16 protein-coding genes and 1 pseudogene are annotated in these 22,621 nt (G+C 56.6%); 10 read left to right on the forward strand and 7 right to left on the reverse strand.

Annotated features, from left to right (window positions below):
- On the reverse strand, nucleotides 1–572 hold a 572-nt coding region (locus tag RRH01S_RS28475), incomplete at its 3' end, for an ABC transporter substrate-binding protein (protein WP_042476129.1).
- A 278-nt stretch (nucleotides 573–850) separates the two neighbouring features.
- On the opposite strand from RRH01S_RS28475, the gene RRH01S_RS33255 reads away from it, so the two are divergent.
- Entirely contained in the window at nucleotides 851–1,642 is a 792-nt protein-coding gene (locus tag RRH01S_RS33255) for a 4'-phosphopantetheinyl transferase family protein (RefSeq protein WP_374188772.1), read from the forward strand.
- 207 nt (nucleotides 1,643–1,849) lie between these two features.
- Here the strand turns inward: RRH01S_RS33255 and RRH01S_RS33720 are convergent.
- Nucleotides 1,850–2,608: pseudogene (locus RRH01S_RS33720) on the reverse strand (IS5 family transposase).
- Between the two features lie 759 nt (nucleotides 2,609–3,367).
- Between RRH01S_RS33720 and RRH01S_RS28495 the strand changes: the two are divergent.
- The 6 genes from RRH01S_RS28495 (at nucleotide 3,368) to RRH01S_RS28520 (ending at nucleotide 12,319) form a co-directional block, all read left to right on the forward strand.
- Nucleotides 3,368–5,653, forward strand: coding sequence for an nSTAND3 domain-containing NTPase (locus RRH01S_RS28495; protein WP_042476141.1), 2,286 nt, complete (start codon nucleotides 3,368–3,370; stop codon nucleotides 5,651–5,653).
- A 115-nt stretch (nucleotides 5,654–5,768) separates the two neighbouring features.
- On the forward strand, nucleotides 5,769–8,018 hold the full coding sequence (locus tag RRH01S_RS28500; RefSeq protein ID WP_042476143.1) for an AAA family ATPase: 2,250 nt from the start codon (nucleotides 5,769–5,771) through the stop codon (nucleotides 8,016–8,018).
- Nucleotides 8,019–8,252: 234 nt separating this feature from the next.
- Complete coding sequence (locus RRH01S_RS34240) at nucleotides 8,253–8,681, forward strand: DUF6884 domain-containing protein (protein ID WP_131597899.1); 429 nt, start codon at nucleotides 8,253–8,255, stop codon at nucleotides 8,679–8,681.
- The gene (locus RRH01S_RS28510) at nucleotides 8,681–10,312 is read left to right on the forward strand and encodes an SIR2 family NAD-dependent protein deacylase (RefSeq protein ID WP_131597901.1); all 1,632 of its coding nucleotides are present in this window, start codon (nucleotides 8,681–8,683) and stop codon (nucleotides 10,310–10,312) included. The genes RRH01S_RS34240 and RRH01S_RS28510 overlap by 1 nt, the downstream gene beginning before the upstream one ends.
- Complete coding sequence (locus RRH01S_RS28515; RefSeq protein WP_042476149.1) at nucleotides 10,309–10,731, forward strand: nucleoside 2-deoxyribosyltransferase; 423 nt, start codon at nucleotides 10,309–10,311, stop codon at nucleotides 10,729–10,731. Before RRH01S_RS28510 ends, RRH01S_RS28515 begins: the two co-directional genes overlap by 4 nt.
- A gap of 163 nt (nucleotides 10,732–10,894) precedes the next feature.
- Complete coding sequence (locus RRH01S_RS28520) at nucleotides 10,895–12,319, forward strand: YecA family protein (protein ID WP_110924671.1); 1,425 nt, start codon at nucleotides 10,895–10,897, stop codon at nucleotides 12,317–12,319.
- A gap of 72 nt (nucleotides 12,320–12,391) precedes the next feature.
- Here RRH01S_RS28520 and RRH01S_RS28525 read toward each other — a convergent pair whose 3' ends face one another.
- Entirely contained in the window at nucleotides 12,392–12,943 is a 552-nt protein-coding gene (locus RRH01S_RS28525; RefSeq protein WP_042476154.1) for a hypothetical protein, read from the reverse strand.
- Between the two features lie 79 nt (nucleotides 12,944–13,022).
- Between RRH01S_RS28525 and RRH01S_RS28530 the strand changes: the two genes are divergently transcribed.
- Nucleotides 13,023–14,624 (forward strand): adenylosuccinate synthetase, encoded by a 1,602-nt coding sequence (locus RRH01S_RS28530; protein WP_042476157.1) that lies wholly within the window; start codon nucleotides 13,023–13,025, stop codon nucleotides 14,622–14,624.
- Nucleotides 14,617–15,309, forward strand: coding sequence for a DUF7002 family protein (locus RRH01S_RS28535; protein WP_042476160.1), 693 nt, complete (start codon nucleotides 14,617–14,619; stop codon nucleotides 15,307–15,309). The genes RRH01S_RS28530 and RRH01S_RS28535 overlap by 8 nt, the downstream gene beginning before the upstream one ends.
- On the opposite strand, the gene RRH01S_RS28540 is transcribed toward RRH01S_RS28535, so the two are convergent.
- From RRH01S_RS28540 to RRH01S_RS28555, 4 genes are all read right to left on the reverse strand, one after another.
- Nucleotides 15,300–16,751: a hypothetical protein gene (locus RRH01S_RS28540; protein WP_042476163.1), complete on the reverse strand. Its 1,452-nt coding sequence runs from the start codon at nucleotides 16,749–16,751 to the stop codon at nucleotides 15,300–15,302. The two genes, RRH01S_RS28535 and RRH01S_RS28540, sit on opposite strands and share 10 nt — an antisense overlap.
- A 22-nt stretch (nucleotides 16,752–16,773) precedes the next feature.
- Nucleotides 16,774–17,898, reverse strand: coding sequence for an RHE_PE00001 family protein (locus tag RRH01S_RS28545; protein ID WP_042476166.1), 1,125 nt, complete (start codon nucleotides 17,896–17,898; stop codon nucleotides 16,774–16,776).
- Between the two features lie 201 nt (nucleotides 17,899–18,099).
- Nucleotides 18,100–19,347 carry a type II toxin-antitoxin system HipA family toxin gene (locus tag RRH01S_RS28550; protein WP_042476169.1) on the reverse strand — a complete coding sequence of 416 codons (1,248 nt, stop codon included), beginning with the start codon at nucleotides 19,345–19,347 and terminating at the stop codon, nucleotides 18,100–18,102.
- Nucleotides 19,340–19,675 carry a helix-turn-helix domain-containing protein gene (locus RRH01S_RS28555; protein ID WP_042476173.1) on the reverse strand — a complete coding sequence of 112 codons (336 nt, stop codon included), beginning with the start codon at nucleotides 19,673–19,675 and terminating at the stop codon, nucleotides 19,340–19,342. The genes RRH01S_RS28550 and RRH01S_RS28555 overlap by 8 nt, the downstream gene beginning before the upstream one ends.
- A 334-nt stretch (nucleotides 19,676–20,009) precedes the next feature.
- Here RRH01S_RS28555 and RRH01S_RS28560 point away from each other — a divergent pair, with 334 nt between their 5' ends.
- Nucleotides 20,010–22,367 (forward strand): hypothetical protein, encoded by a 2,358-nt coding sequence (locus RRH01S_RS28560; protein WP_042476175.1) that lies wholly within the window; start codon nucleotides 20,010–20,012, stop codon nucleotides 22,365–22,367.
- Nucleotides 22,368–22,621: the final 254 nt, after the last annotated feature.

Below are 22,621 nucleotides of genomic sequence, written 5' to 3' on the forward strand. Positions count from 1 at the left end.
GCCGCCTTTTGCAGATAGGTCGGGGACTGAATTCCGAGATAAGGCAGGCTGAGCCCCTGCAGCAACGGCGCGAAAGACTGACGATAGCTGATCACGACAGTATTTGCGTTCGGCGCCTCGATCTTGTCGATCGGGCCGAGCAACGACTTCGCATAGCTTGAGGTCGTCTTCGGATCAAGGATACGATCGAAATTATACTTCACCGCCGCCGCATCGAGCGGTGTGCCATCGCTGAAGGTCACACCCGGCCGCAGATGAAATGTATAGACCGTGTTGTCGCCGTTGATCTCCCAGCGCTCGGCCAGCCAGGGGGTGAAGCTGTTGTCCTCGGCCTGACCGACCAGCGAGTCGACGATATTGCGGGTGATGACCGCGGTAATCGAACTGCCGGTGATCGACGGGTCGATAATGGCGGTGTCCGTCCCCAAGCCAACCCTAAGGATACCGCCATCGACCGGCTTGGCGCCTTCGGACGCCGCCGGAGCCCCATGCAATGTCGTTGAGAACGCAAAAGCCGCAAAAAGGATGCGAAGGCGGCTGGTCGTCGAAAGTCTGGAAAATCTACCCCTCATAGAATCCTTCCTATCTTGATAGACGATTGCGATTATCCTGCAGGGAGTTACGGCCATCCGTATCGACAACCGAAACATGCATGATAATATTCATCTACCTCAGTTTGTATATGGGAGTTTTTCCATTTCTTTTGCGACATCAGTCAAAAAAACCATTCGCGAAGCGAGCTGGACAGGACCAATTGGGCAAATGCCGGTACTGAAATCAGTCTATGCGTACGGAGCGAGCCGCAATCTCCCTGCGCGCGCAACACCGATCGCCAAACGCACAAGATCAGATGCAGCCTTGGTGCGCCAATATCAGTGAGAAGAGCACGAAGCATTTGAACTTGCCCAGCAACATCGACTTGAAATATTCCCTGTTTGGGAAAAGCGCGGAGTTCGTGGCGCTTAGCTACGACCCTGGATGCAAGTTCACAGATCCCCTTTGGCCGGGTGAGGCAGACCACGTATCAGCCGCGGTAACGGTCAGGAAGAGTGAGTATGTGGCAGCAAGGTCAGCCGCGCGAAGAGCGATGGGCGAACTTGGATTGCCGTTGGGATCGATAGGACGAAGCAATACTGGAGCACCAGTCTGGCCCGCGGGTGTGATCGGCAGCCTTTCTCATGGTGCTGGAGATGCCATCGCCGTGGTGGGTAGCCGGTCGAACGTGTTGACACTCGGCATAGATCTCGAAGCCGCGATCCCGCTGCCGGAGGATATCGCAAGCGGCGTTATTATGCCGGAGGATCAAGTCGAGGCTGCCAACCTGAGACTACATCACCCCAAATCCTGGCAGATGGTGATCTTTTCAGCCAAGGAAGCCTTCTACAAGGCCTATCATCAATATACTGCGGAGTTTGTAGATTTCGGTGCCATCTTTCTGCGGTTCAATCTGGATGAAGCAGGATATTCCGGCGATTTTCATTGTATACCCAGAGATGATCGATTGAATAGTCGGGGTCTTTTACAACACCTGTCGGGTCGCTGGCTCGTACATAGCGGGAAGATATACACAGCGATGTTAGCGAGCGCTGCGATTGAAAATCCGACCGCAACCACCGTTGGAATGTCTCCGCACGTCGCCTGATCCTAATCTCGATACGGCGGCGCTGCTTGACGTCGCCGGTCTGTCCGCCGGTGAGTGAATCACCCGGAACACGCCTGCGGGCTGGAGCACGTCGACCGAAAGCAGGCTGGTGATGGCGCCGATCGATGCGTCGTCGAGATTGAATGTGGTTCTGGCAACGAAGGAGAAGCGGAACCGACTGCCCCACGGCCTAGGGCGGATCGACATTCATCGGAGCCAGATCATTGCGGCGGCGAGGTGGATGAAGCCTTCGAAGTGAATGGTTCGTCGGTCGTAGCGCGTGGCGAAGCGACGGAAGTGCTTCAACCGGTTGAAGCAACGCTCGATGCGATTGCGATGTTTGTAAACGGCTTCATCGTGCGGGATGATGATCCTGCGCGAGCGGTTTGACGGGATGATCGCCTCTGCTCCCATGTCGGCAATCGCTTCACGCAATGCATTGCTGTCATAGGCTTTATCCGCCAGAACGGCATCGCCGCTCTGGCCGTCCAGAAGAGCTGGAGCTTGCGTGATGTCTCCGACTTGGCCGGCGGTCACAATGAAACGCAGCGGCCGGCCCAGCGCATCGGCGATGCATGTGGATCTTGGTGGTCAGTCCGCCTCGGGAACGCCCCACCGCCTGATCCTTGGCCCCCCTTTTCCGGACGCCGCCTGTTGATGGGTACGAACGATCGTGCTGTCGATCATCAGATACTGGTTGTCGCGGTCGGCCGTCAGCGCCTCGAACACTCGTTCCCATATGCCGGCATGGCACCAGCGGCTGAACCGGCGGTGGACCGTCTTCCACTTGCCATAGCGCTCCGGCAGATCGCGCCAATGGGCGCCGGAGCGCAGAATCCAGAGGCAACCATTGACAAACAAGCGATTATCAGAGCCTGTCCGGCCGGGATCGCCAGCCTTGCCGGGCAACAACGACGCAATCTTCAGCCACTGCCCATCGCTCAATTCATACCGCTTCACACCCATGCAAAAACCTCCGTGCTTCTACACGGTGCTCTATGAATCAGCGATCAACTGATTTGGGAATCCTGAATGTCGATTGGACCTAATGTTCCGTTTTCTGGCCGCGGCCGGCAACAATCCTACTCTTGCTATCGCCCTTCCTCACCTACCCGGCCGCACCAGTGATCGTGCGATATCGATGATGTCGTCGCGCGAGGCGGTCGGATCGAGAATTCGAAAATAATGAGCGGGATAACTGGGGCTCAAATTCGTACGGCGAGCCCCTACTTCGATGGACAGCTGAAGATCTTGTGGAATCTGCGAGCGTAGGTTTGTCAACGATATAACATGCAGAAGCTGAGGACGGTCCCGCACCGATCACAGCTGCGAATTTGAAACTATCCCAAATGACATTGGAAGATGCTGGGGGTTGAGTTCGTCACTAGAAACGGTGGAGGGTGTGCGTTCGAAGGAACCGAAGTGAGCCGATGGGTGAAATTGTTGCTTCGCCTTGAAGGGATTGGAACCGACGACCTTGATGTTACAAAAAGTCCTCCGCCTCAAATTTTTCAATAGTATACGAATGACCGATTTGGTACCGCCAGCTCGAAAGGGGACTTCTGACGTTCGACCGGTGGTGTCCACATGTCGCCCGTATCAGACACTAGGAGGACCGGCTGCCGGACAAACGCTTCGCGCGAATGGTTGAGCGACTTTGCTCCACGCGCGCTTGCAGGCTAAACATCGAGCTACATTCATCACTCGATAGGAAAGCGAACAGGCTTGAGCAGAAACTTCTCCTCCCTCAACGGGGCCGATTTCGAAGATCTCGTACGCGATCTGATAGGTGAAGAACTTGGCATTCGGTTCGAAGCGTTCTGCGCCGGCCCAGACGGTGGGATCGATGGACGGCACGCCCCCTGTGCTGCCAAGACGTCGACTATTCTCCAGGCCAAGCACATGGAAGGTTCGACCTTCGCCGCGCTTAAAGCCGCGATGCGAAAGGAGCGTACATCGATCGACAAACTTGCTCCCTCGCGCTATATGCTGGCCACTTCGCGGCCGCTGACGCCTGCGAACAAGGCGTCGATCACCAGCGAAATCGGCCCGGCCCTTCTGTCGGAAAGCGACATACTCGGTCCAAACGATCTAGAGGCGCTGCTGCGCAAATATCCGAGCATCGAGAAGGCTCATATCAAGCTCTGGCTATCCAGCGCCGCCATTCTCGACCGGGTCGTACGATCCGCATCGCACGCCTACGCCGCCATCACGAAAGAAGAGATCGAGGCTAAGGTGAAGGTCTATGTCCAGAATCCCAGCTTTACGGAGGCGTCTGAGAGGCTAGAAAAACACCATCTCCTCATCATCTCCGGACCGCCCGGCGTCGGCAAAACCACACTCGGCGAAATGGTCGCCTATGCCTATCTCGGCCAGAACTGGGACCTGGTACCCATTCGTAGCCTCGAAGACGGCTTTGCAGCCATTATCGACACTAAAAAACAGGTGTTTCTCTTCGACGATTTTCTCGGGAAGATCGCCCTCGACAAGCAGGCGCTCGCCTCGAAGGACTCCGACCTCACGCGCTTCATGAACCGGGTGCGCAGGTCGCCTAACGCCCGTTTCATCCTGACGACACGGGCCTATATTTTTGAAGATGCGAGGCGGCTGTCTGAAAACCTCGCCGATCACCGCCTCGACGTCACCAAGTACGTTCTGGACGTCGGCGTCTATGCACGGCGTATCCGGGCACGCATCCTATACAACCATCTCGTCGTCGCGAGCACACCAATTGAGCATGTGCAGGCGCTCATTCACAGCGGGAAAATTCCCGAGATCGTCGACCACAGGAATTACAACCCGCGCATCATCGAATGGATGACCGATGCCATTCACATCCAGGATATTGAGCCGGGCGGCTATGTAGACGCCTTCTTGATGACGCTCAACAACCCTTCGCGATTGTGGGACAATGCGTTTCGAACCCACATCGATGATAAATGCCGCCACCTTCTTTTCACGATTTTCTTCTGCTCCGAGTACGGCGTAGATCGCGATAAGCTCCGGCAAGCCTATGATCCGCTCCACACGGCGCTGTGTGCACGCTACGGCATTGCACACGACCCCAAAGATTTTGAGGAAGCGATACGAACGCTGGAAGGCGGCTTCATCAATATCAGCGGCAGGTCGATTAGCTACATTAATCCGTCAGTCCGTGACTACATGGCGGAGTACTTGAATGACTACGCGCTGCTGGGGGCATTCGCCCGCGCTGCGCAGAAAGCCGATTACGCAGAGGCGGTCTGGAAGTTCGGGAGCAAAGATAGGTTCAATGCCCCCGCCCGGCGAGACCTGGCGCTTGCATTCCAGTCCGTAGCTGAAACTTTTTCAGCCATCAAAATGTGGGCCCAAAATCCGGGCAAGCCCAACTCATACATCCTATCGGATATAGGGATCATCGACCGGCTCAAGCTGCTTCTGGCCTGGTGGGCGGCCAGCGAAGAAGCCCGGTTCGCGGTTCTCGCAGTCGAACTGGCGGCAACCCCTCCGGGCGGATTTAGCGCATGGCGTGATGGAGCGGAGATGATCGAGCTCCTGCGCGAGCTGCCCGACCCCGACTATTTCGAAGGTTTTCCCTTTGTCGAGGTAATGATCGGGCACCTAGAGGCTGGCCTCATCGACATGCTCAACGGCTACATGGGAACGGACGATCTTCAGAAAATCTCCGACGCGATTGAGGAGCACCGAACAAGCGTCTCTCTAAACATCATAGCGGCTATGGACCGGGCCATCGTCCGCGAGATTGAAGAAATATCTGACCGCGTTGCGGAGCTGGATTCAGAGTCCACGCTGAACGATCACATGGGCTATCTAGGCGTTCTTGGTCCCCGAGCAGGGGTCCCGAAGTCCATCATCGAACGGGCCGAAAAGACCGTGAAAGAGCGGATCGAGGCCATAGAGGAAGAAACCACAACCGCTGCCGCCCCCGAAATCGGTCGCAGAAAGCGGGAAAGCGAAACCTTCGACGACGCCGCAATTCAGAGTCTTTTCGCGCCCCTTCTATCCCAATAGCGTCATAGTCACTGTTGCGCAAAAGCCACCGCCACCCTTTAGAGTGGAGCTGTCAATTCTGCATGCTCAGGTTTATGGTCAAGATTAATGCAATGGCCCCACACCGAGACCACCCATGCTGAAATCGCTCAAGAAAATAGAAAACCTAGGTGTCTTCTCCAAGTACAGTGCCGCGAACGACCTGCCGGAGTTTCAGCGCTTCAACGTGATCTACGGCGACAACGGTTCGGGCAAAACGACGTTGTCGCGGCTGCTTGCAACTCTCCCGATCGGCAGCCATCCTGAATACCCAGATCTCAAATACTCCGTTACAACGCAGTCAGGCGCTGTAACTCACGGACAAAGCTATCCAAGGAAGGTCCGGGTCTTCAACGCCGACTATGTCGAGGCAAATGTCGGCCAGTGTGAGGGGCATATTCCGCACATCTTGATCGTCGGGGAAGGCAATAAAGCCCTCGCGCAGGAAGTCGCTGACGAGCAGGCCGCCTATACAGACCGGCTCAACGGAATCGAAGCTGCGAGAAACGCCATCACAACGCTGGAGAGCGACCGGGGAAAGCTGTTTTCAGCCATTGCAAAGACGATCGGCGAGGCGACCAGCGGCGCAACCCTGCGTAGTTATCGCAAGCCCGACGCCGAAGCGGCCTATCTCAAGCTGACGAGCTTTAAGGAACTGTCCGAGGCCGAACTCACAGTCTATCGTGCGACCGTACATCAGGAGCAGCTTGAAGCCGTCGAGCGCGTGGTTCTCCCCCTTGAACACCGCAGCGACGGGGCGAACCGAAATCTCTTGGAGGTCCTCAGCAGCATTGCCACCGACGTAAGCACTCTCACCGCCCGCACCGCCCAGTCGGCAGTGATTGCTCGCCTTGAAGGGAACGGCGACCTCAATGACTGGGTCGAGCGGGGCGTCGCCATCCATCGCGATCACAAGTCGTCGCGTTGTGAGTTCTGCGACCAGCAATTGCCGGCCGAGCGCATGATGCAGTTGGCAGCGCATTTCAGTGACGAGGATCAGAACCTGAAATTCGATATCGAGGCGGAGCAGAAGCATCTCGACGTCGCGCGACACTACATTCGCCAGATGCTCGTCCCTATAAAGGCGCAGTTCTATTCCGAGCTACGGGATGAGGCCGAGGCTTCATCGCTCGCGCTCGAAAATGCAAAGACTAGCGCGCTGAAATTCGTAGATGAGGCTGATGCCGCGCTCACGCAAAAGCTCACGCAGCGCACGACGTCCTACCCGTCGAATCTGACACTGGATTTCTCAGGCCTGTCGGCAACGGTCACCAGAGCCCAGGTGCTGTGTGACCGCCATAATCAGAAAACCTCAGCCTTTGACGCCGAGAAGATGAAGGCGCGCGACGCCATCGAAGCGAGCTACCTGTCATCGATTTCGACACGGGTCATCGCGTTCGACAACGAGATCACCAAGGCCAGAAAGCTCATCGGGGATATCACAGCTGGCGCGTCAGAGCCGCATTCGACACGCACTCTCGAAGACCTCGAAAAGTCGATCACTGAGAAGCGCGCTAAAGTCGCAAACGCCCATACGGCGGGCGAAGATCTCACCAGGCGATTGAAAAACTTCCTAGGGCGTGCCGAGCTTAGCTTTGCGTCGGCGGACGAAGGCTACTTGGTTCACCGAAGAAACAAGCCGGCCAAGCGCCTGAGCGAGAGCGAGAAGACCGCCGTCGCCTTTATCTACTTCCTTGTCCAACTCGGTGATCAGGCCTTCGATATCGCCGATGGCGTGGTCGTGATCGACGACCCCATCTCGAGCCTGGATTCCTCGGCGATATACCAAGCGTTCTCCTACCTCAAGAATGCCGTCAAGGACGCCAAACAGGTCTTCATCCTCACGCACAACTTCGATTTCCTGAAGCTGATGCTGAACTGGTTTCACGGCATCCCCAAAAAAGCCGGGTTGAAGTCGTATTTCATGATTGCGTGCGCCGAGGACGAGAACGGCCGCAACGCCCGGCTATGCAAGCTCGATCAGTTGCTGCAGGAGCACGCGTCCGAATACCAGTACCTCTTCAAAAAGCTCTACACATACAAGTCCGACGGCAGGATCGAAAGCGCCTACCACATCCCCAATGTCGCCCGAAAAGTATTGGAGACATTTCTGGAGTACTACGAGCCTTCCTCCGCTAAACTTTACGAGAAACTGGACGCGATCGACTTCGATCCTCTCAAGAAGGCCGCCATTTACAAGTTCGCCAATGATCTCTCACATATGACCGGCAAAGGGTTTGATCCGGCATTAGTGGCCGAGACACAAAAGAACACTGCTTATCTGTTGGAGATGATCGCAACCTTGGCCCCGAAACATCACGCGGGGCTTGTGAAGCTCAGTGCTTAAGGCAGCGTCCGTCTCTCGGCGGAGATTGCATGTCCGCTTCTGAGCCGGCCTCTAGTCCGTTGAACGGCAAACAGGGGACCCTGGCCATTCGGTAGGACAGGGTCGGCAGCCGAATGGTCGGTTTTGGACGGCTCTCTTGGAATAGCTACCTTTGTCGAACGTAGCGCGCGCCGCCGGTTTGAGCTACGAACGTTCCGGGTGTACTGCTGGAACCCCGTTTTTGAGGTACGGCTCGTGCGCAGAATCAGCTTGGTGATGTGTTCCAGATCAAAGCGTCCGGCACGCTCCGCTGCGCGCGATCTCTATAACTCGCCGCGCTACCTGCGTGATCGCGCGGCCGCAGAAGCAACACGCGACGACTGGCTAATTCTATCCGGAAAGTACGGCTTGGTCGATCCGGACTGTGTCATCGAACCCTACGACTTCGATCTCAATGCGGCATCTCCGCTCACGAAGTTTCTCCTTCGCGTCCGTATCGGGACCCAGCTGTTACGACGGGTCGGGCTGACAAGCCCGCTGCGCGTTGAACTGTACGCCGAGGACGCCTATCGGATGTGCAGCATCACGGCTCTGTACTGGCTCGGCTTTCGCCTTTATCCTACGCAAGGCAAGAGCGGCGCGTCCGCAATATTGATTCGGACGAAGATAGTACGGGGCGAATAGTGCAGGACATTCATGTTGACTTAGTACGGCGTTACGGCCGCGCGATCGCCCACATGCGGCAATTGTCTCAGCGCAGGCACCTCGGCCTAGCTCTTGGCGCCGGCATCAGCCAGTCCGCCAGCTTACCGAATTGGAACGAGTTAATCGCGCGTCTTACCCACGAGATTGAGGCGCGCGCAACCGTCAAGGGCCCGGACTTGGGAGGTGAGACCGCACCCATGCAGGCGCAGATTCTACAAAGCCGTTTCCGAAAGTTCGTGGAGTCCGGTACCGCGTTCCCAGCTGTCGCGGTCAACAACCGCGATCGTGTGATCGCCACGGAATGGCGCAAGCTTCTGCGCGACAGCCTCTATCATACGATCGCCGATCCTGACGCCGTGGTGAACGGTCACCCTTATTTCAAAGAACTGGCCGCACTCGCCTTTAACGTGCCAGTCGTCATCACCTATAATTTCGACGATTTTCTCGAGCGCGCGCTCGTGCAGTCCTCACGCCGGCCACATGGTACTATCGGTTATTACTCTGCCTGGGGCCCGCATTTCGTGGTACAGCAAGACCGCCCAGTCGTCTATCATCCCAATGGCTACATACCCTTCCAAGCGATCGATCGATACTCAGAGGAGGTCATCCTCACTGAGGAGGCTCTGTCAAACCAAATCATTGACGCAGCCCGAGGTAGCTTCGCGCTCCTAGTCAATTATTTCGGCACGTCGCCGTGCCTGTTCATCGGTTTTTCGCTAACCGATCCCGGCATGCGAAGCGTGCTTCGTCAAGCCACTCGGGCATCGCCGGGTACAATCCATTATTATATTCGCTATTGCAGCTCCAGCGCCCCTCCGCTCGCAGAGCGGGAGGAGGCGAGCCAGGCCAATTTCGACCTCTTCAATATGGTGACACTCTATCTCAATGGCAACGAGATCAAGGCGCTTCTCGAACTGCTCTCCATGGACGATGAAGACACGCTTAACGACGTGTTCGTCCGCGCTGGCGTGTCGCAGCGTTATTTTTATTACATCGCTGGTGTCGTCTCAGTCGGGAAGACCTCGGTAATCTCCCGTCTTCAAGGACTCGAGATCGTTGACGAATGGCTGCGTCCTCGTGACCCGCTCATCGCCAAGCCTTCCGACCAACTCGGCACCAGCGAGCGCAAGCGGGTGGACGAATGGATCCTCGAGCAGGTCCGGCTAAAAAACGGGCGCTTCGCTCGCGCCGGGGTTGGCCTCCACGTTATGGATCGCGCGCCTCTAGACGCCTTCGCGTTCACCCCGCCTGACAAATATCGCGACAAGGCGGAGAGCATCTTCGAGACGGCTTACGCGGGCAATTCCGGCAGCCCTCAGTCGCTTCAGAAAGGCCATCTTGTTGTCTTGAAAGGTGACCCGCGCGTACTCCAGACGCGGCAGATATGGAGAGGCCGGGGCGGTGACGACGACTATTTGGAGGTGCAGCAGAATGCCCTAGTCGAGGTCTATGCCGACGACAATGGCGGCAAGGCGACCTTCATCGAGACCGCCGGCCAAGACGTCGAAAGCGTGACGAAACAGGTTCTGCGGGCGATCCACCGCGACTCCTACGAGGAGTTTGATTTCGATAAACGTCTTACTTCCTTCCTTTCAACGGTACCGTCATGAAACCCGTCCTCTACCTCGCAGCACCGCTTTTCTCGCATTCGGAAAAAGCCTTCAATGTAGAGTTAGCGGGAATTCTCTCAGTCAAATTCGACGTCTTTTTACCGCAGCGCGACAATCATCTTATCGTCGATTTGATCGCGGGCGGCATGTCTGTTGACGCGGCGCGTAGGAAGGTATTCGACGGTGATCTTGCCGCGATCCAGTCGTGCGACGTTTTATTTGCCGTGCTCGACGGCCGCAGCGTGGACGAAGGCACCTGTTTCGAGCTCGGCTATGCCCACGCTTCCGGCAAGACCTGCGTGGGACTTCAGACTGACCCGCGGCGGCTACTACCGATCGGCAACAATCCGATGCTGCAATGTACGTTGACACAGGTTTTGCAGTCATTGGACGAAGTGGTTGCGTGGGCGCGGTCCTAGCCGAGACCGGAACAGCTCGAACGATCTTGAGACTTGTGTATCAATGTGACCGAGGTTTGCTTGCGATTATGGCAAGGAATGTCGGGGACATACAACGTTGAAACGAAAGAAAGACAAGAGACGGGATCGGACATCGGAATTCAACATCGCGGAGTGAAATGACGTGCATTCGGCCCTTGCTGACGAAGAAGCGTGCCCTTGTCGATCAGGCCGGCTCTATCGCCAGTGCCATGGACATTATCTGAAGCATCTCGATCTTCTTTCCGGCGCATCTCGCCCGCTTGAGGACCTGATGCGAAACGGAAATCCGCAAGAGCTTCTCGCAACGAGTGTCCGGCGCATCCATGGGTATGGTCGGCCGATCGAGTCTTGGGCAAGCGGTGAAAAGCGCTCGGTTCGGGTCAATCGAACGATCCTGACATCAAAGAGCTGGCAAACCTTTCCGGATTTCCTGATGGGTCACACCATGTTCTGCTTTGGAAAGGAGTGGTGGAACCAGGAGCTGGCAAAGCTGGACATCGAACGGCACCCGGTTGTAGCGCAAGCAGAGCTCATTCGCGCAACGGCAAACGCTGGTGAACTGAACCGTAACGGCCTGGTCAACATTCAACCGACCGGGCCGATGTTGTCCTTTTTGGGTCTTGCCTACGACCTTTATCTCTGCGCCCACAACGAAGAAATTCCCGCCGAATTGATGAGGCGATTGAAGGATCCCGGCCAATTTGAGGGAGCCCTGTACGAAGCTTTTGTTACCAGCATATTCGCCCGAGCGGGCTTTGGAATCGTGTTCGAGGACGAGCGGGACCTGTCTCGACGACATTGCGAGTTCACGGCGATCAACCGGGGAACCGGCTTCAAGTTTTCAGTCGAGGCGAAGGCCGTTTCGTCGAGTTCCGCGCGCGCTGGGAGGTCGGATCTGCAACCACCGATAAAAAGCAAATTGCACGACGCGTTGAAGAAGGCCGCCGATCATCCGCGTATCATATTTATCGAAGTGAACCGATCAATTGGCGGCTCTGGCAGTCCTGCCTGGCTGAAGTCGTTCTATGAACAGATCGATGACGCCGAGAAGACGCTCACAATCGATAAGCTGCCAGCGCCGGCCGCTTACGTTTTCGTGACCAACCGTCCGTTGATCATAGAGGGGTTGGGGCCTGGTGGCGAGCATTTCGAGGCGGCATATACCGGCTTCAAGATCAACGATTTTCCGCCGGACAGGGCACCCGACATGCTTCGTCTGCACAAAGCGAGAATGCGTCACCTCGAGGCCTATCAGCTTCTTCAGGCAGTCCAATCGCTGACGGTAATTCCCATGACTTTCTCAAACGACCCATTCGTCCTGCTCTTTCAGGGCCTTGAGAACGAGAAAGCGCGCGGGCCCGTCCCGCGCCATCCGCTCGAGTTGTTCGATTTCGTGTTTCAAACCTACATCAGATCGTCGCGCGACAATCTGATGGAATGGCTTTCCGAGCATTACCCGCGAACAGAGTTGGAGAAGCTGTCCCAGATAGACTTGGCTGAACTCTACAGCGCAGGGATATCAGCTTCGATGTGGCGCGAATTCGGCCCGGCGCGAGGGCAAGGGTAGGAGCTGAGAAAAGAAAGGGCCGACGCCTGCCGGTTAACCCGCAAGAATGGCGACGCGGATCCAATGATCCCGTTATCCGCTTGTTAGCTCAGTGTACTTGGCCATGAAATGATCATGCGCAACCGTTGGCGAAAGGAAATCAACGCGAATATTTGCCTTTTGAATGCCCGAACCCGCAGCCCAATAGTCAGTACCGGCAGGCATCACCTGGCTTTGCTCCGCAGCGAGAACCCGGAGATCCGCTGCCTTGATCACCGCCTTGGAGTTTGCGTCCAAACCAAAGCGTGCAAATATTGCATTCTCAACAGAAGCCTCGATCTCCCTGTATTGAGGTAACAGCTGTTTCAGTGGACGGGTGATGTCCCCAAGAAATGCCTCTGTCGCATCGTGCAAGAGTGCCTCAAGTTTAAAGTCTTCGACGGTATCCGAGACATGGATCGAGTGTTCGGCCACAGAGTAAAAACTCCTGCACTGTCCTGCGTATCGACAAATGTTTGCCAATCCCTGTGCGATGTCACCAATAGAAAAGTCGCTATTCCAAGGGTCCAGAAGATCAAACCACTTTCCACTGGCAAGCATGATACTCGGACCAGATTTCATCTTTACAGCAACTTGAGCATTCATCGTCATCTCACTTGAGCGAATCAGTTCAACACTGCTACCTATGAGTGATTGTTATGCACTGTTTGGGTAGGAGCAAGTGTTGAAAAAGATAGTCGTTCTTTCTGGCCCGATTGCGGTGGGCAAAACAGCATTTTCAGATGAATTGATGCGGCGCTACCCCTGCGAAAAGGTTTCCACTCGAAAATACATCCTTAAAGCTAAGCAAGTTCCGAACAAGCGGAAATCACTGCAGGCGGCCGGAGCCCAGCTGGATCGCGATACTGGTGGCGCCTGGGTCTCCGAAGCAGCGGCTGAGGCTAACCTTCCTTCGGACAAAAGCTACCTCCTCATTGATTCAGTTCGAATCCCTGGCCAAGTGGAGTTTTTGAGAGAACGTTTCGGGCGGGAAAACGTTCATCACATACATCTTACAGCCCCGCGAGAAGTCCTCAAGGAGCGGTTTGAAGAACGGCCCGCTCACTTGCGCGAAGCGTCTACCTATGAGGAGGCAATAGCCGATCAGACCGAAGCTGAGGTCGAACGTCTAGCATCGATAGCCGACGTCGTTGTGGCCACGGAAAAGTCTGACGTGAAATCATGCGTTACCTTCGCGGCAGCCGGCCGTTTATCTGTGGAAGCTCCGTTATCATATGTCGACCTTTTCGTCGGTGGCCAGTGGGGTAGTGAAGGTAAAGGGAATATCTGCGCCTTGCTGGCCAAGGAATACGAAATTCTTGTGAGAGTGGGCGGTCCGAACGCAGGCCATAAGGTCCAAGATCCTGAATACACCTACCGCCAACTTCCCTCGGGGACCGGATCAAACCGAAACGCAGAAATTTTTATTGCCGCCGGATCAACCATTTCCCTGAAGCAGCTTTTTAAGGAGTTGGATGCTCATCCGTGGCTCAAGGAGAAGGGGTTGGTGATCGATGCGCAAGCCATGATCATCGATGCGAAAGATATAGCTCAAGAAAAGAAGTTGCTCGGAGGAATTTCATCCACCAAGCAGGGTGTCGGAGCTGCCGCCGCTCGGAAGATTATGGGGCGTGACGGTGACTTAGGTTGGGGCCCCAAGGTGAGGTTGGCCAGAGATGTGCCACGATTGAAGAAATATATCGGTGACGTCCGGGACAAGATCGAAATCGCTCTTTCCACCGGCAAGAAGGTCATGCTTGAGGGCACTCAAGGCACCGACCTCAGTATTCACCACGGAACCTATCCCTATGTTACTTCGCGGGAAACGTCAGCTGCCGGCTGCCTCTCCGACGCAGGCATACCATACACACGGCTAAGGAAGGTGATCGTCGTAGCCAGAACATATCCCATCCGGGTTGGTGGCACCTCCGGCCCCATGGGTGTAGCAGTGAGTTTTGAAGAAATCGCCCGTCGTTCCGGACTTCCAGTGGAGCGAATCAGTAAAACAGAGATCGGTAGTGTGTCGGGGACGCAGCGAAGAATGGCTGAGTTCGACTGGGAGCAGATCCGTCGATCCACTTACTGGAACGGAGCCACCGATATCGCTTTGACCTTTGTCGACTATCTTGGCACGGATAATGAGGCGGTATCGAGGTTTGATCAGTTGAACTCTACGTCGCGTGATTTCATCAAGGACATCGAGCGAGTCTGCGGCGTGCCGGTCTCTCTCGTGTCGAAAGGATTCGGACGGGACGGACTAATTGACCGAAGGAAGTGGAATGACTGAAGAAGAATTGGTCGCGAATTATCCGCGACTCTATCACATGGCTCACGATGGTGCTTGGCCCGCAATTCAGCAGCACGGCCTGCTTAGCGCAAGCGCTTTGCTTGATCTCTACAAGGTTACCGGGGACGAACGCTTTGCGCTAGAATCTAGGCGTCGCCCCGAATCTGTGCCGTTGAAAAGCGAACCCTTGCTTGGCGCGGTCATTCGTGACCAAAAGCCAATGCGAGACCATCTGTTAGAAAAATGCCTCCAAGACGGGTTATCTCCAAAAGATTGGTACGAAATACTAAACTCGCGGAGCTTCTTCTGGCTATCAGCCTCTCGGATCTGGAGATTACTCAAGGCAAAGGCCTACCGAAACCAACCCCAGACTGTTTTGACGATCGACTCGGCTGAATTGATTGCGGCGCACAGAGATAGAATCTGGCTCAGCACGTTGAACAGCGGCTCGACGCTGTTCAACCCGCAGCCAAGGGGGTTTCAAACATTCAGGCGAATAGAGGATTTCCCTTACAAGGATCGTTCAAAGCAGCGCCGGAAAGAAGATAACGTTGTTGAACTTGTTGTCGATTATTCGGTTCCTGACGTAGCGAAGTACGTCCTCGCTGTTCATAGGGTGGCAGGCAACGAAATCCTCGAAGAGATTTGGCGAAGCGATCGTTCCACGGCGGATGATCATCCTTGATCAACCGATTTTGCCTTGAGGCGTGCTGGCCGCTTCGCCTTTCTAAGCAGATCCGCGACGTGGCTTGTGAGACCCACCTCTCCGACGATCAGGAGCCCCTGATCGTCTCCAATTGACATTAACGCCTTCCGAAGGGCATCAAGCCCTTCGGTCACATCGAACTCAATCCAGGACGCGGCGTCGCCAGGAACGACCACATCAGCCTCGGAACCTGTTGCTCCGCAATGGAGCTGCACGATCCAGACGATATCGCCATCATGCACCCACTCAAATCGAACCGGACCAAGCCGGTTTGACAAGACCTTGTAAGTCGCCTGGACGTTTTCAATGACGAATGAAGGCAGGCTTTCCGGAGGTTGGTGGCCGAGCATGAAAAGGTCACCCTCGCCACGTCGGCCCTCGATGATGACATGCCCCCTTGAACCTGCGACTGCAGCACCTGAGAACTTTGCTCGCACAGCGGCTTGGCACAATACTGACCGCAGATTTTGTCCATCCGGATCCTCTTTGCTGAGAAGCGCAAATGGATCTATCCAACCTTTCACTGTCGTGTAGAGACCGGGCTGCGGTTCCCGGGGAGAGGTCCGCGTCCAGACCTCAGCGGACCCAGTCTCGCGGCCAAAGGTAAAGGGCGCTGTCCGTCGCGCGATGACCGTCGTTCTCGGAACAGGAAGGCCCAAGCTGTCGGCCACGAGAAGACCGTAGACCTTATCACCTAGATGTTGGCTGAAACGGTTTGGCCAGTGGACTGCAGCCGGCAAAAAATCCGACACGTCTGGTTCAAACTCCCAGACGATCGTGTGCCGTTGATGATACCCTCTCGCCCTAGGATGAATGCTAAATTCCACGCGGGCGTTCGGCGGAAAGTTCAGATCAGGAGAAAATCCATAAACAGTTTGCAGTATCCGCGAGCCCAGATGCAGCGGAAGCGAAGCAATCCCAGGCTTTTCAACACATCTCGGAGTGTCGTCAGGCGCAAATTCGATCAACTGTCCCTGAAGCACGCCCGAAACGCCGCCATCATGAATGTCGATAGTTTCATTCACAATCAGGTGCAGGCTCTCATCCGATAAACGGGCAATGGTTTCGAGCACAGCATCTATCGTTTCGAGGCCATAGACGAACTCCCGGCTTCGAGGACTGTTTGGCTCATAGCTTCTGACGTTGACCATGCGATCGGAGCTAGCAGCCAACAGGGCCGCCACCGCTGCTCTAACATCACCAAACTGGTGATTTTCCGGGTATCCCGCGACTCGGCAGTAACTCTGCGCGGTCACACCTTTGGTTGACGGACGAAAACTCACGAACTGAGCCACGTTCGCCGTTGCTGCGAGAGAGTTTAGGACTTCGTCCTTATGAAGAGCCATACCCGTTACCTGTTTATGATCGACCGCCGCTCTTAGCGAAAAAATAATCAGACCGAAACCGAGAAATCCACTCAACTGTGAGAGGGCACCTTTCGCGTTATACTATTCCCCACGCTCGAAACCTCCCCCTCCCGGTCATCTCCCGCAGGCCCAGCTCCAAGACGATCCGCCGCGCCGCCTGTGGCGTGACGTCCAGCGTCTTCGCCACCATCCCGGCCGACACCAGCGGCTTTGCCATCACCAGCTCGGCCAGCTCCGGCAATTTCGAGGAGGTTCGCCGTCCTTCAAGTTTTCGGTCCATCGACGTCTTTGCCAGCGTCAGCCGGTCATGCTCTCTCATGCCGATCTCGGCGGCCGCCAAAAATCCGTGGGCGATGGCCAGCAGCCGGGTCTCGCGATCGCGATGCCGGCGCCGATCGACGGGAATGGTTTTGAGGCCAAGATTGATCGCTGCGAGATGGGCGCCTGACGTGATGCCGGCCTGGCGCGGGATCGAGGCGGCCAACAGCCGGCCGAGCCAGGGCGCATGCTGCAGGACGGAAAGGTCGTTCCAGGCATCGACGGCCTGCAGCACCGCCGGCAGATGTTCGGCCTGCCGCAGCACGCCGCGCCATTCCTCCAGCCGCTCGTCCTCGTTCCAGTCGAGATCATAGACCAGCGGATCGGCCGGAGCCCGGCCGGGCTTCCTTGCTTGCGCGATGGCGGCGTCGGAGCGGGCCAGCACTGCATCGATGGCGGCATAGTCGATGCCGGGTAGATTCTCCCCCGTCATCACCATCATCCCCATCCCCTTCCGGAGATCGATAACGACCGCGGGCCGAATGACGCCGGCCGGCTCCACCGCCTCAGCGCTGACCGGATGGATGTCCGACGTCTGTCGTAAAGTTCGGGTACCCTCTGTCGATAGTGCCCAATCCGGCGATTGCGCGACGATCCGTCGACGGGTGCGCAGGACGTCGCGGGCGATGGTCAGCTCATGGGTTGGCGTGCGAATATCCCGCGTGGCGTCGTGGAGGACAAGGTCTTCGAGATGGACGAGTTCGCCGTCGATCCACAACGAGGCGCAAGCGTCGGTGAATTGGGTTCGCTCGATCCAGCCTTCGCCGACCGGCGAGCGGGCGATGCGCTCGTCGAGACGGGTAAGCGCGGAACCGGCGTCGAAAGCCGGCCGCATCAGAGTTGTCATGCTGATTTTCGCGAGATCGTAAGCCATTGAAATCATGGTAAACGATTTTCTAAAGGAACTCTATAATAATACAGTTCCTCACATGGTATTGGCAGCGGTTGCAATATCTACCATCGATAACCATCGCTTATCGATGTATTATGCCTCGGCAGGTTATATCTATATCCGTGTAATACTTAATACGTAGTCATCGCGGGTTTCTGTTCCGGTGGATAAATCTTTCCAAGACTATCTCCATCAAATGGCAAGCGCTCGCTTAAGATCGTCATGCTCGAAGGCGCTGGCCATACGATTGATCTCGCTGCCCCGCGCTCCAATTGCCTTTGCAGCATTACGCCAGGTTGCGGTGACGGTCGCGACCTCCTTGATAATGGCGCGCGCCTGGGCGAGCGTGAGCGCAAAATATTCCGATGCAGCTTCCAGAAGATCGAGGGAGCAGGTGCCCTCATCGAGATCTATATTGGTGGTCAATACCCGGGCCTTGAGATCGATCGGGACTGGATTAAGATCGTAGGCCGGCGACAAGGACCACCCCGCCTTGCCCGACCACAGGAATCCGTGATTGCGCAGGTGATCGTCGACATTGGAGATCAGCACGTTGAAGACCACGCGCCGGTAGAGAGCGTGCGCATCCGTCTTCCCCTGCGCGCCGTGCTCAGCGAGAGCATCGACAATCTCCGGATAGCTGCCGCGCTCGCCATCCCTGGCGCCCATCATCGCCATCGCTGACAGAAATGGAATGCGGACGGCGCCGTTGCGGTCGAAGCGACGAGACAACATGACGGCTTTGCCGGCCACTTCGATGAGTTGGTGTTGTGGGGTCGCGATACCGGCTTGGTCGGCGAGTCTAAGTGCGATCTCCTCCCAGGTCTCCATGCTGTATTCGTCGGTCTCTTTCGGAAACTTGGCAATGGAAAGATGGCCGTATTGATCAATGACAGATGCCTTCGGCCTGGCGCCGCCCAGCGATGAGCCTGGAGCAAAAATGAGTTGGAGGTCTTCGTCTGTTTCCTCGTCACGCAGAATGCGTTCGGTTATCTGCAAGAGCCGACCGAGTTCGATGACGGCTGGAACACCAGTCTGGATTGGAGCCTGGAAGACATCCTCCCCAACCCACCGGAACCGAAGCGCGCCTAGCCGGGTCTCGTCGGCGACACCCAGCAAGTAGTCGCTTTCGGTCAGCGTGCGAACGGCTCGGGCGTCACGCTCCGCGCTCCGACGTTCGGCACGTTGCATCAGACGCCGGCCCCAGGTATCCGGAGCCGAGTCGCCGATCGACCCGAACATTGCCGACCCTGCCGGCGGAGCGAAGGCCCCGCGGGTCAATGCAAGAGCAGGTTCCAGCGAGAAACGATCAGGATCCTTCAGCCAGATATCGTCATACTCAAACAGTATGGTCTCTGAGCCTCGGATACGATTGCTTCTTGCCAAGCCAATCCGGCGCGTGCCTCCAGCAAGGTCGATATGAACTTCGAAATCAGCCATTCCGAGAGGATCCCGATGCCCGCTTCAGGTGCACGCGCTTCGGCAGATCAGCACTGGCAAGCGCCTGGCCTACACTGTCGTTGCTGATGTCAGCAACCTGGCTCAGCCCGTCGAGCAGACCCAAAGCCTGAAGGACTCCCGCGTAGATACCGATGCTGACATTCGTATCGCCAGCCTCGATCTTTTGCAGAGTCGAGCGAGAGGTAAAGGCTCGTTCCGCCACGACAGCCATCGGCAACTTACGGCGCCGGCGAGCATCATGGATGTCCGCGCCGAGCTTCCGCAAAGCGCGCCGCACGGCTGCCGGTGGTTGATGAGGAGTGGGCATTTGTTACCTTCACACTACAAAATAATAGTTTATGTAGCATGAAGCTCACAGAAACTCCAGCACGTTGCGGTGGACCAGTCTGCTTCATCAAGCCTCTGCATTCATCTGCGGCGGAGCCGGTGACCAAACAGGAGCTTTGCGTCGCTTTCCCACCCGTTGCGCTCCGATGATGGCGAGCCGCGACAAATGGCCAGTCCAGGAGCACTTCACTGGGATCGTCGCGATAGTCCTCTGCTATTTGGCTATTCAAGCTACCCGATACATCTTTTGTTAAATGTCCGCTCCTATTTCCGCTCGCCCTCGGCATTGGTGTCGAGAGCTACGGAAAGCGAGCATGCCAAAACAAGATACTTCATCACGCCATTTTCAACGAAAAATCTCGGAATTCTGCGAGGTGCGAATTGCGCCGATCGCATCAAAGCGGGTTGTCGAGAACGTCAGGCCCTACCTCATCAGCCTGATCATCTATCGCAAGCCGCCGCCGCTATTAAACAGTCGCATCGACTGGACGACGATTGGCGAAGCCTGCGGCATAGAAGACGAGATGACGGCCGAGTTGCGGAGGCAGCTCCGACCTGGCCTCGATGCTATTATCCGGTGGCTTGGCGCGCCTGCCGCGGCCGAAGACGGACGACCTTCAAAGCGGGATGCCGGAACAGATCAGCCTACCAAGCGTGCATCATCAACGACAAGACCGACCCACCGCAAGCCCCGACTGATGGCCAGCGACGATGCTCCGACACATGCCGCTTCAGCACCGCCAGGGCCGCAACCGAATTCGATCCAAGAGTTTCCCGAACCGCTTTTCGAAGCCGCAGAGGATCCCGTCAGCTTCCAGGACGCCCTGATTTATCACATGCGCCGGTTTGGCGACAGCTATCGGCAACTCTACCGCGCGATCATCCGTCTCGGCGAGAGCCTCGACGACAAGACTCTGTTGTCCTGGGTCCAGGGTGAACGCATACCAAGATCGATCGCCAGTTTCGAGATCCTCTCACGCATCGAACGCCGCTACCGCCTGCCGGCGGGCTATCTCAAAGACAAACTTCCGCATCAACCCCGCTCGCTCCACTGGCACGACATGGGCGATATCAGTCCCGCTGAACGGCGAAGGATCGCGCCGCACTTGCCGGACGATTTCAGCAGCCTCCCATTCTCCAAACGTGAAGAAATCTTGGACTGGGTGCGGCGAACCATCATCTCGGGCACCACCGATTATCGTCGCTACCAGGCCGCAGCCAGCAAGCAGCGTTATGCCATTCGCTTCCCTGGCGTCACGTATGGCGGAGGCTCTTTATCACCTCGGTTACTTACGCAGGCAGCTGGCGCCAACCACGATACTGCGGAAGATCTCGAAGACCCTGACCTGCTATCCGGCGTGGTCGACGCGCCGCCACGGCTGGCAATGGAAATGGCAGACCTCGTCCGCTTCAAGACTTCGACGCTAACGGCGATCGGCTTTCAGCGAAACGGCGTATGGGGCGAGGAAACCGCATCGCAAAAGATTGAACATCTCGGGCTGATGTTCGGTGCGCTCGCCGCTTCCCCCGCAGGCGTGGTGAAGGGTCGCGGCGTTCCGCTCAGCCAACTGACCTTTGGCCTGCTGATCTTCCCTGGCGTCTGGGACTGGTATCTGCAATGGCGCGAGCAACGCCGCGGATTCTATACCAAGTGGGAAGAGGATATGCTGATGGTGGCGCAAGCTCTCACCCGCTCGGAGGTGGGGTGGATTCGGCAGCATCCCGAGCTCCTGAAGAACGTCAGTCCGATCGAGGGTCTGATCGCGCCAGAGGAAATTGAATTCGCTTCGCGCGATTGGCACGGCGCCTGTGATGCCTTTCATCGGCATGCCGCCAATCGGTCCAAGGAAGTCCAGAGGGTAATGCGGGTGCATCGCGATCCGTTCGAGCCGATCATGGTGATCCTCGAAGCGGACAGCCCGCTCGCAGAATATCGCAAGATCACCGATGAGATCCTGAAGCGCATGCCAGACGAAGACCGCTATCCGCGACCGGCCGCTGAAGCCGTCCGTTCCTTCCTGATGCTTCGGCTCGGACTCCATCTTGGACTACGCCAAAAGAACCTCCGCCAGCTCCGCCTTTGCCCACGCGGTCATTTTCCGACATCGGAGCGCAGGCTCGAGGACATGAAATGTGGCGAGTTGCGCTGGAGCGAGCGCGAACATGGTTGGGAAGTGCTCATCCCATCAGTCGCCTTCAAGAATTCCGGCTCGTCCTTCTTCGGACAAAAGCCGTTCCGGCTGATCCTTCCCGATCTGCTCGATCTCTATAAATACCTGGAGTCCTATATCGATCGGCATCGCGGTGTGTTGCTCGGCAATGCTAAGGATCCCGGCACACTGTTCGTGAAAACGGTGAAGACGACCAGCATCGACGCGGCCTACGACTCCACCAAATTCTACGAAGCCTGGAGGACCGTCATCCAGCGATATGGGATCTATAATCCCTACACCGGCCGCGGCGCGATCAAGGGCTTGCTGCCGCATGGGCCGCACAATGTCCGAGATATTCTGGCGACCCATATCCTCAAGCAGACCGGATCTTATGAACAGGCAAGCTACACTATCCAGGATACTCCGGATGTTGTGCAGCAGCACTACGGCCGCTTCCTGCCGCAGGACAAGGCGGCATTGGCCGCGAAGATTCTGAACCAGGTCTGGGAAGCGGCGTAACTAAAACGGGGGGTTACAACACTCCCCACACTCGAAATCTCCGCAGCGCGAGCTCGCCAGCGATCCGAACAGCCGTCATGCATCGAAGCACTCATGTCGGAGGCCATCGCCATTTTCCATCGACATGTCGGTTGCCTAAGCCACCAATAGGCTCATCCCCACGGCAACGAAAGCCAGGACGGAGTTTGGCCTCAGTCGAATACCCGCGTCGTGGAGCGACTGTCCACGACGCGGGCGAAGACGTCAGCCGAAGA

Origin of the sequence: Rhizobium rhizogenes NBRC 13257, from assembly GCF_000696095.1 — a bacterium.
In the GTDB taxonomy this organism is placed as follows: domain Bacteria; phylum Pseudomonadota; class Alphaproteobacteria; order Rhizobiales; family Rhizobiaceae; genus Rhizobium; species Rhizobium rhizogenes.

Excerpts from the sequence above, each read along its gene's own strand:
- RRH01S_RS33255 (WP_374188772.1), top strand. The coding sequence starts at position 851 with ATGCAGCCTTGGTGCGCCAATATCAGTGAGAAGAGCACGAAGCATTTG.
- RRH01S_RS28500 (WP_042476143.1), top strand. The coding sequence starts at position 5,769 with ATGCTGAAATCGCTCAAGAAAATAGAAAACCTAGGTGTCTTCTCCAAG.
- RRH01S_RS28515 (WP_042476149.1), top strand. The coding sequence starts at position 10,309 with ATGAAACCCGTCCTCTACCTCGCAGCACCGCTTTTCTCGCATTCGGAA.
- RRH01S_RS28525 (WP_042476154.1), bottom strand. The coding sequence starts at position 12,943 with ATGAATGCTCAAGTTGCTGTAAAGATGAAATCTGGTCCGAGTATCATG.
- RRH01S_RS28535 (WP_042476160.1), top strand. The coding sequence starts at position 14,617 with ATGACTGAAGAAGAATTGGTCGCGAATTATCCGCGACTCTATCACATG.
- RRH01S_RS28545 (WP_042476166.1), bottom strand. The coding sequence starts at position 17,898 with ATGATTTCAATGGCTTACGATCTCGCGAAAATCAGCATGACAACTCTG.
- RRH01S_RS28550 (WP_042476169.1), bottom strand. The coding sequence starts at position 19,347 with ATGGCTGATTTCGAAGTTCATATCGACCTTGCTGGAGGCACGCGCCGG.
- RRH01S_RS28555 (WP_042476173.1), bottom strand. The coding sequence starts at position 19,675 with ATGCCCACTCCTCATCAACCACCGGCAGCCGTGCGGCGCGCTTTGCGG.
- RRH01S_RS28560 (WP_042476175.1), top strand. The coding sequence starts at position 20,010 with ATGCCAAAACAAGATACTTCATCACGCCATTTTCAACGAAAAATCTCG.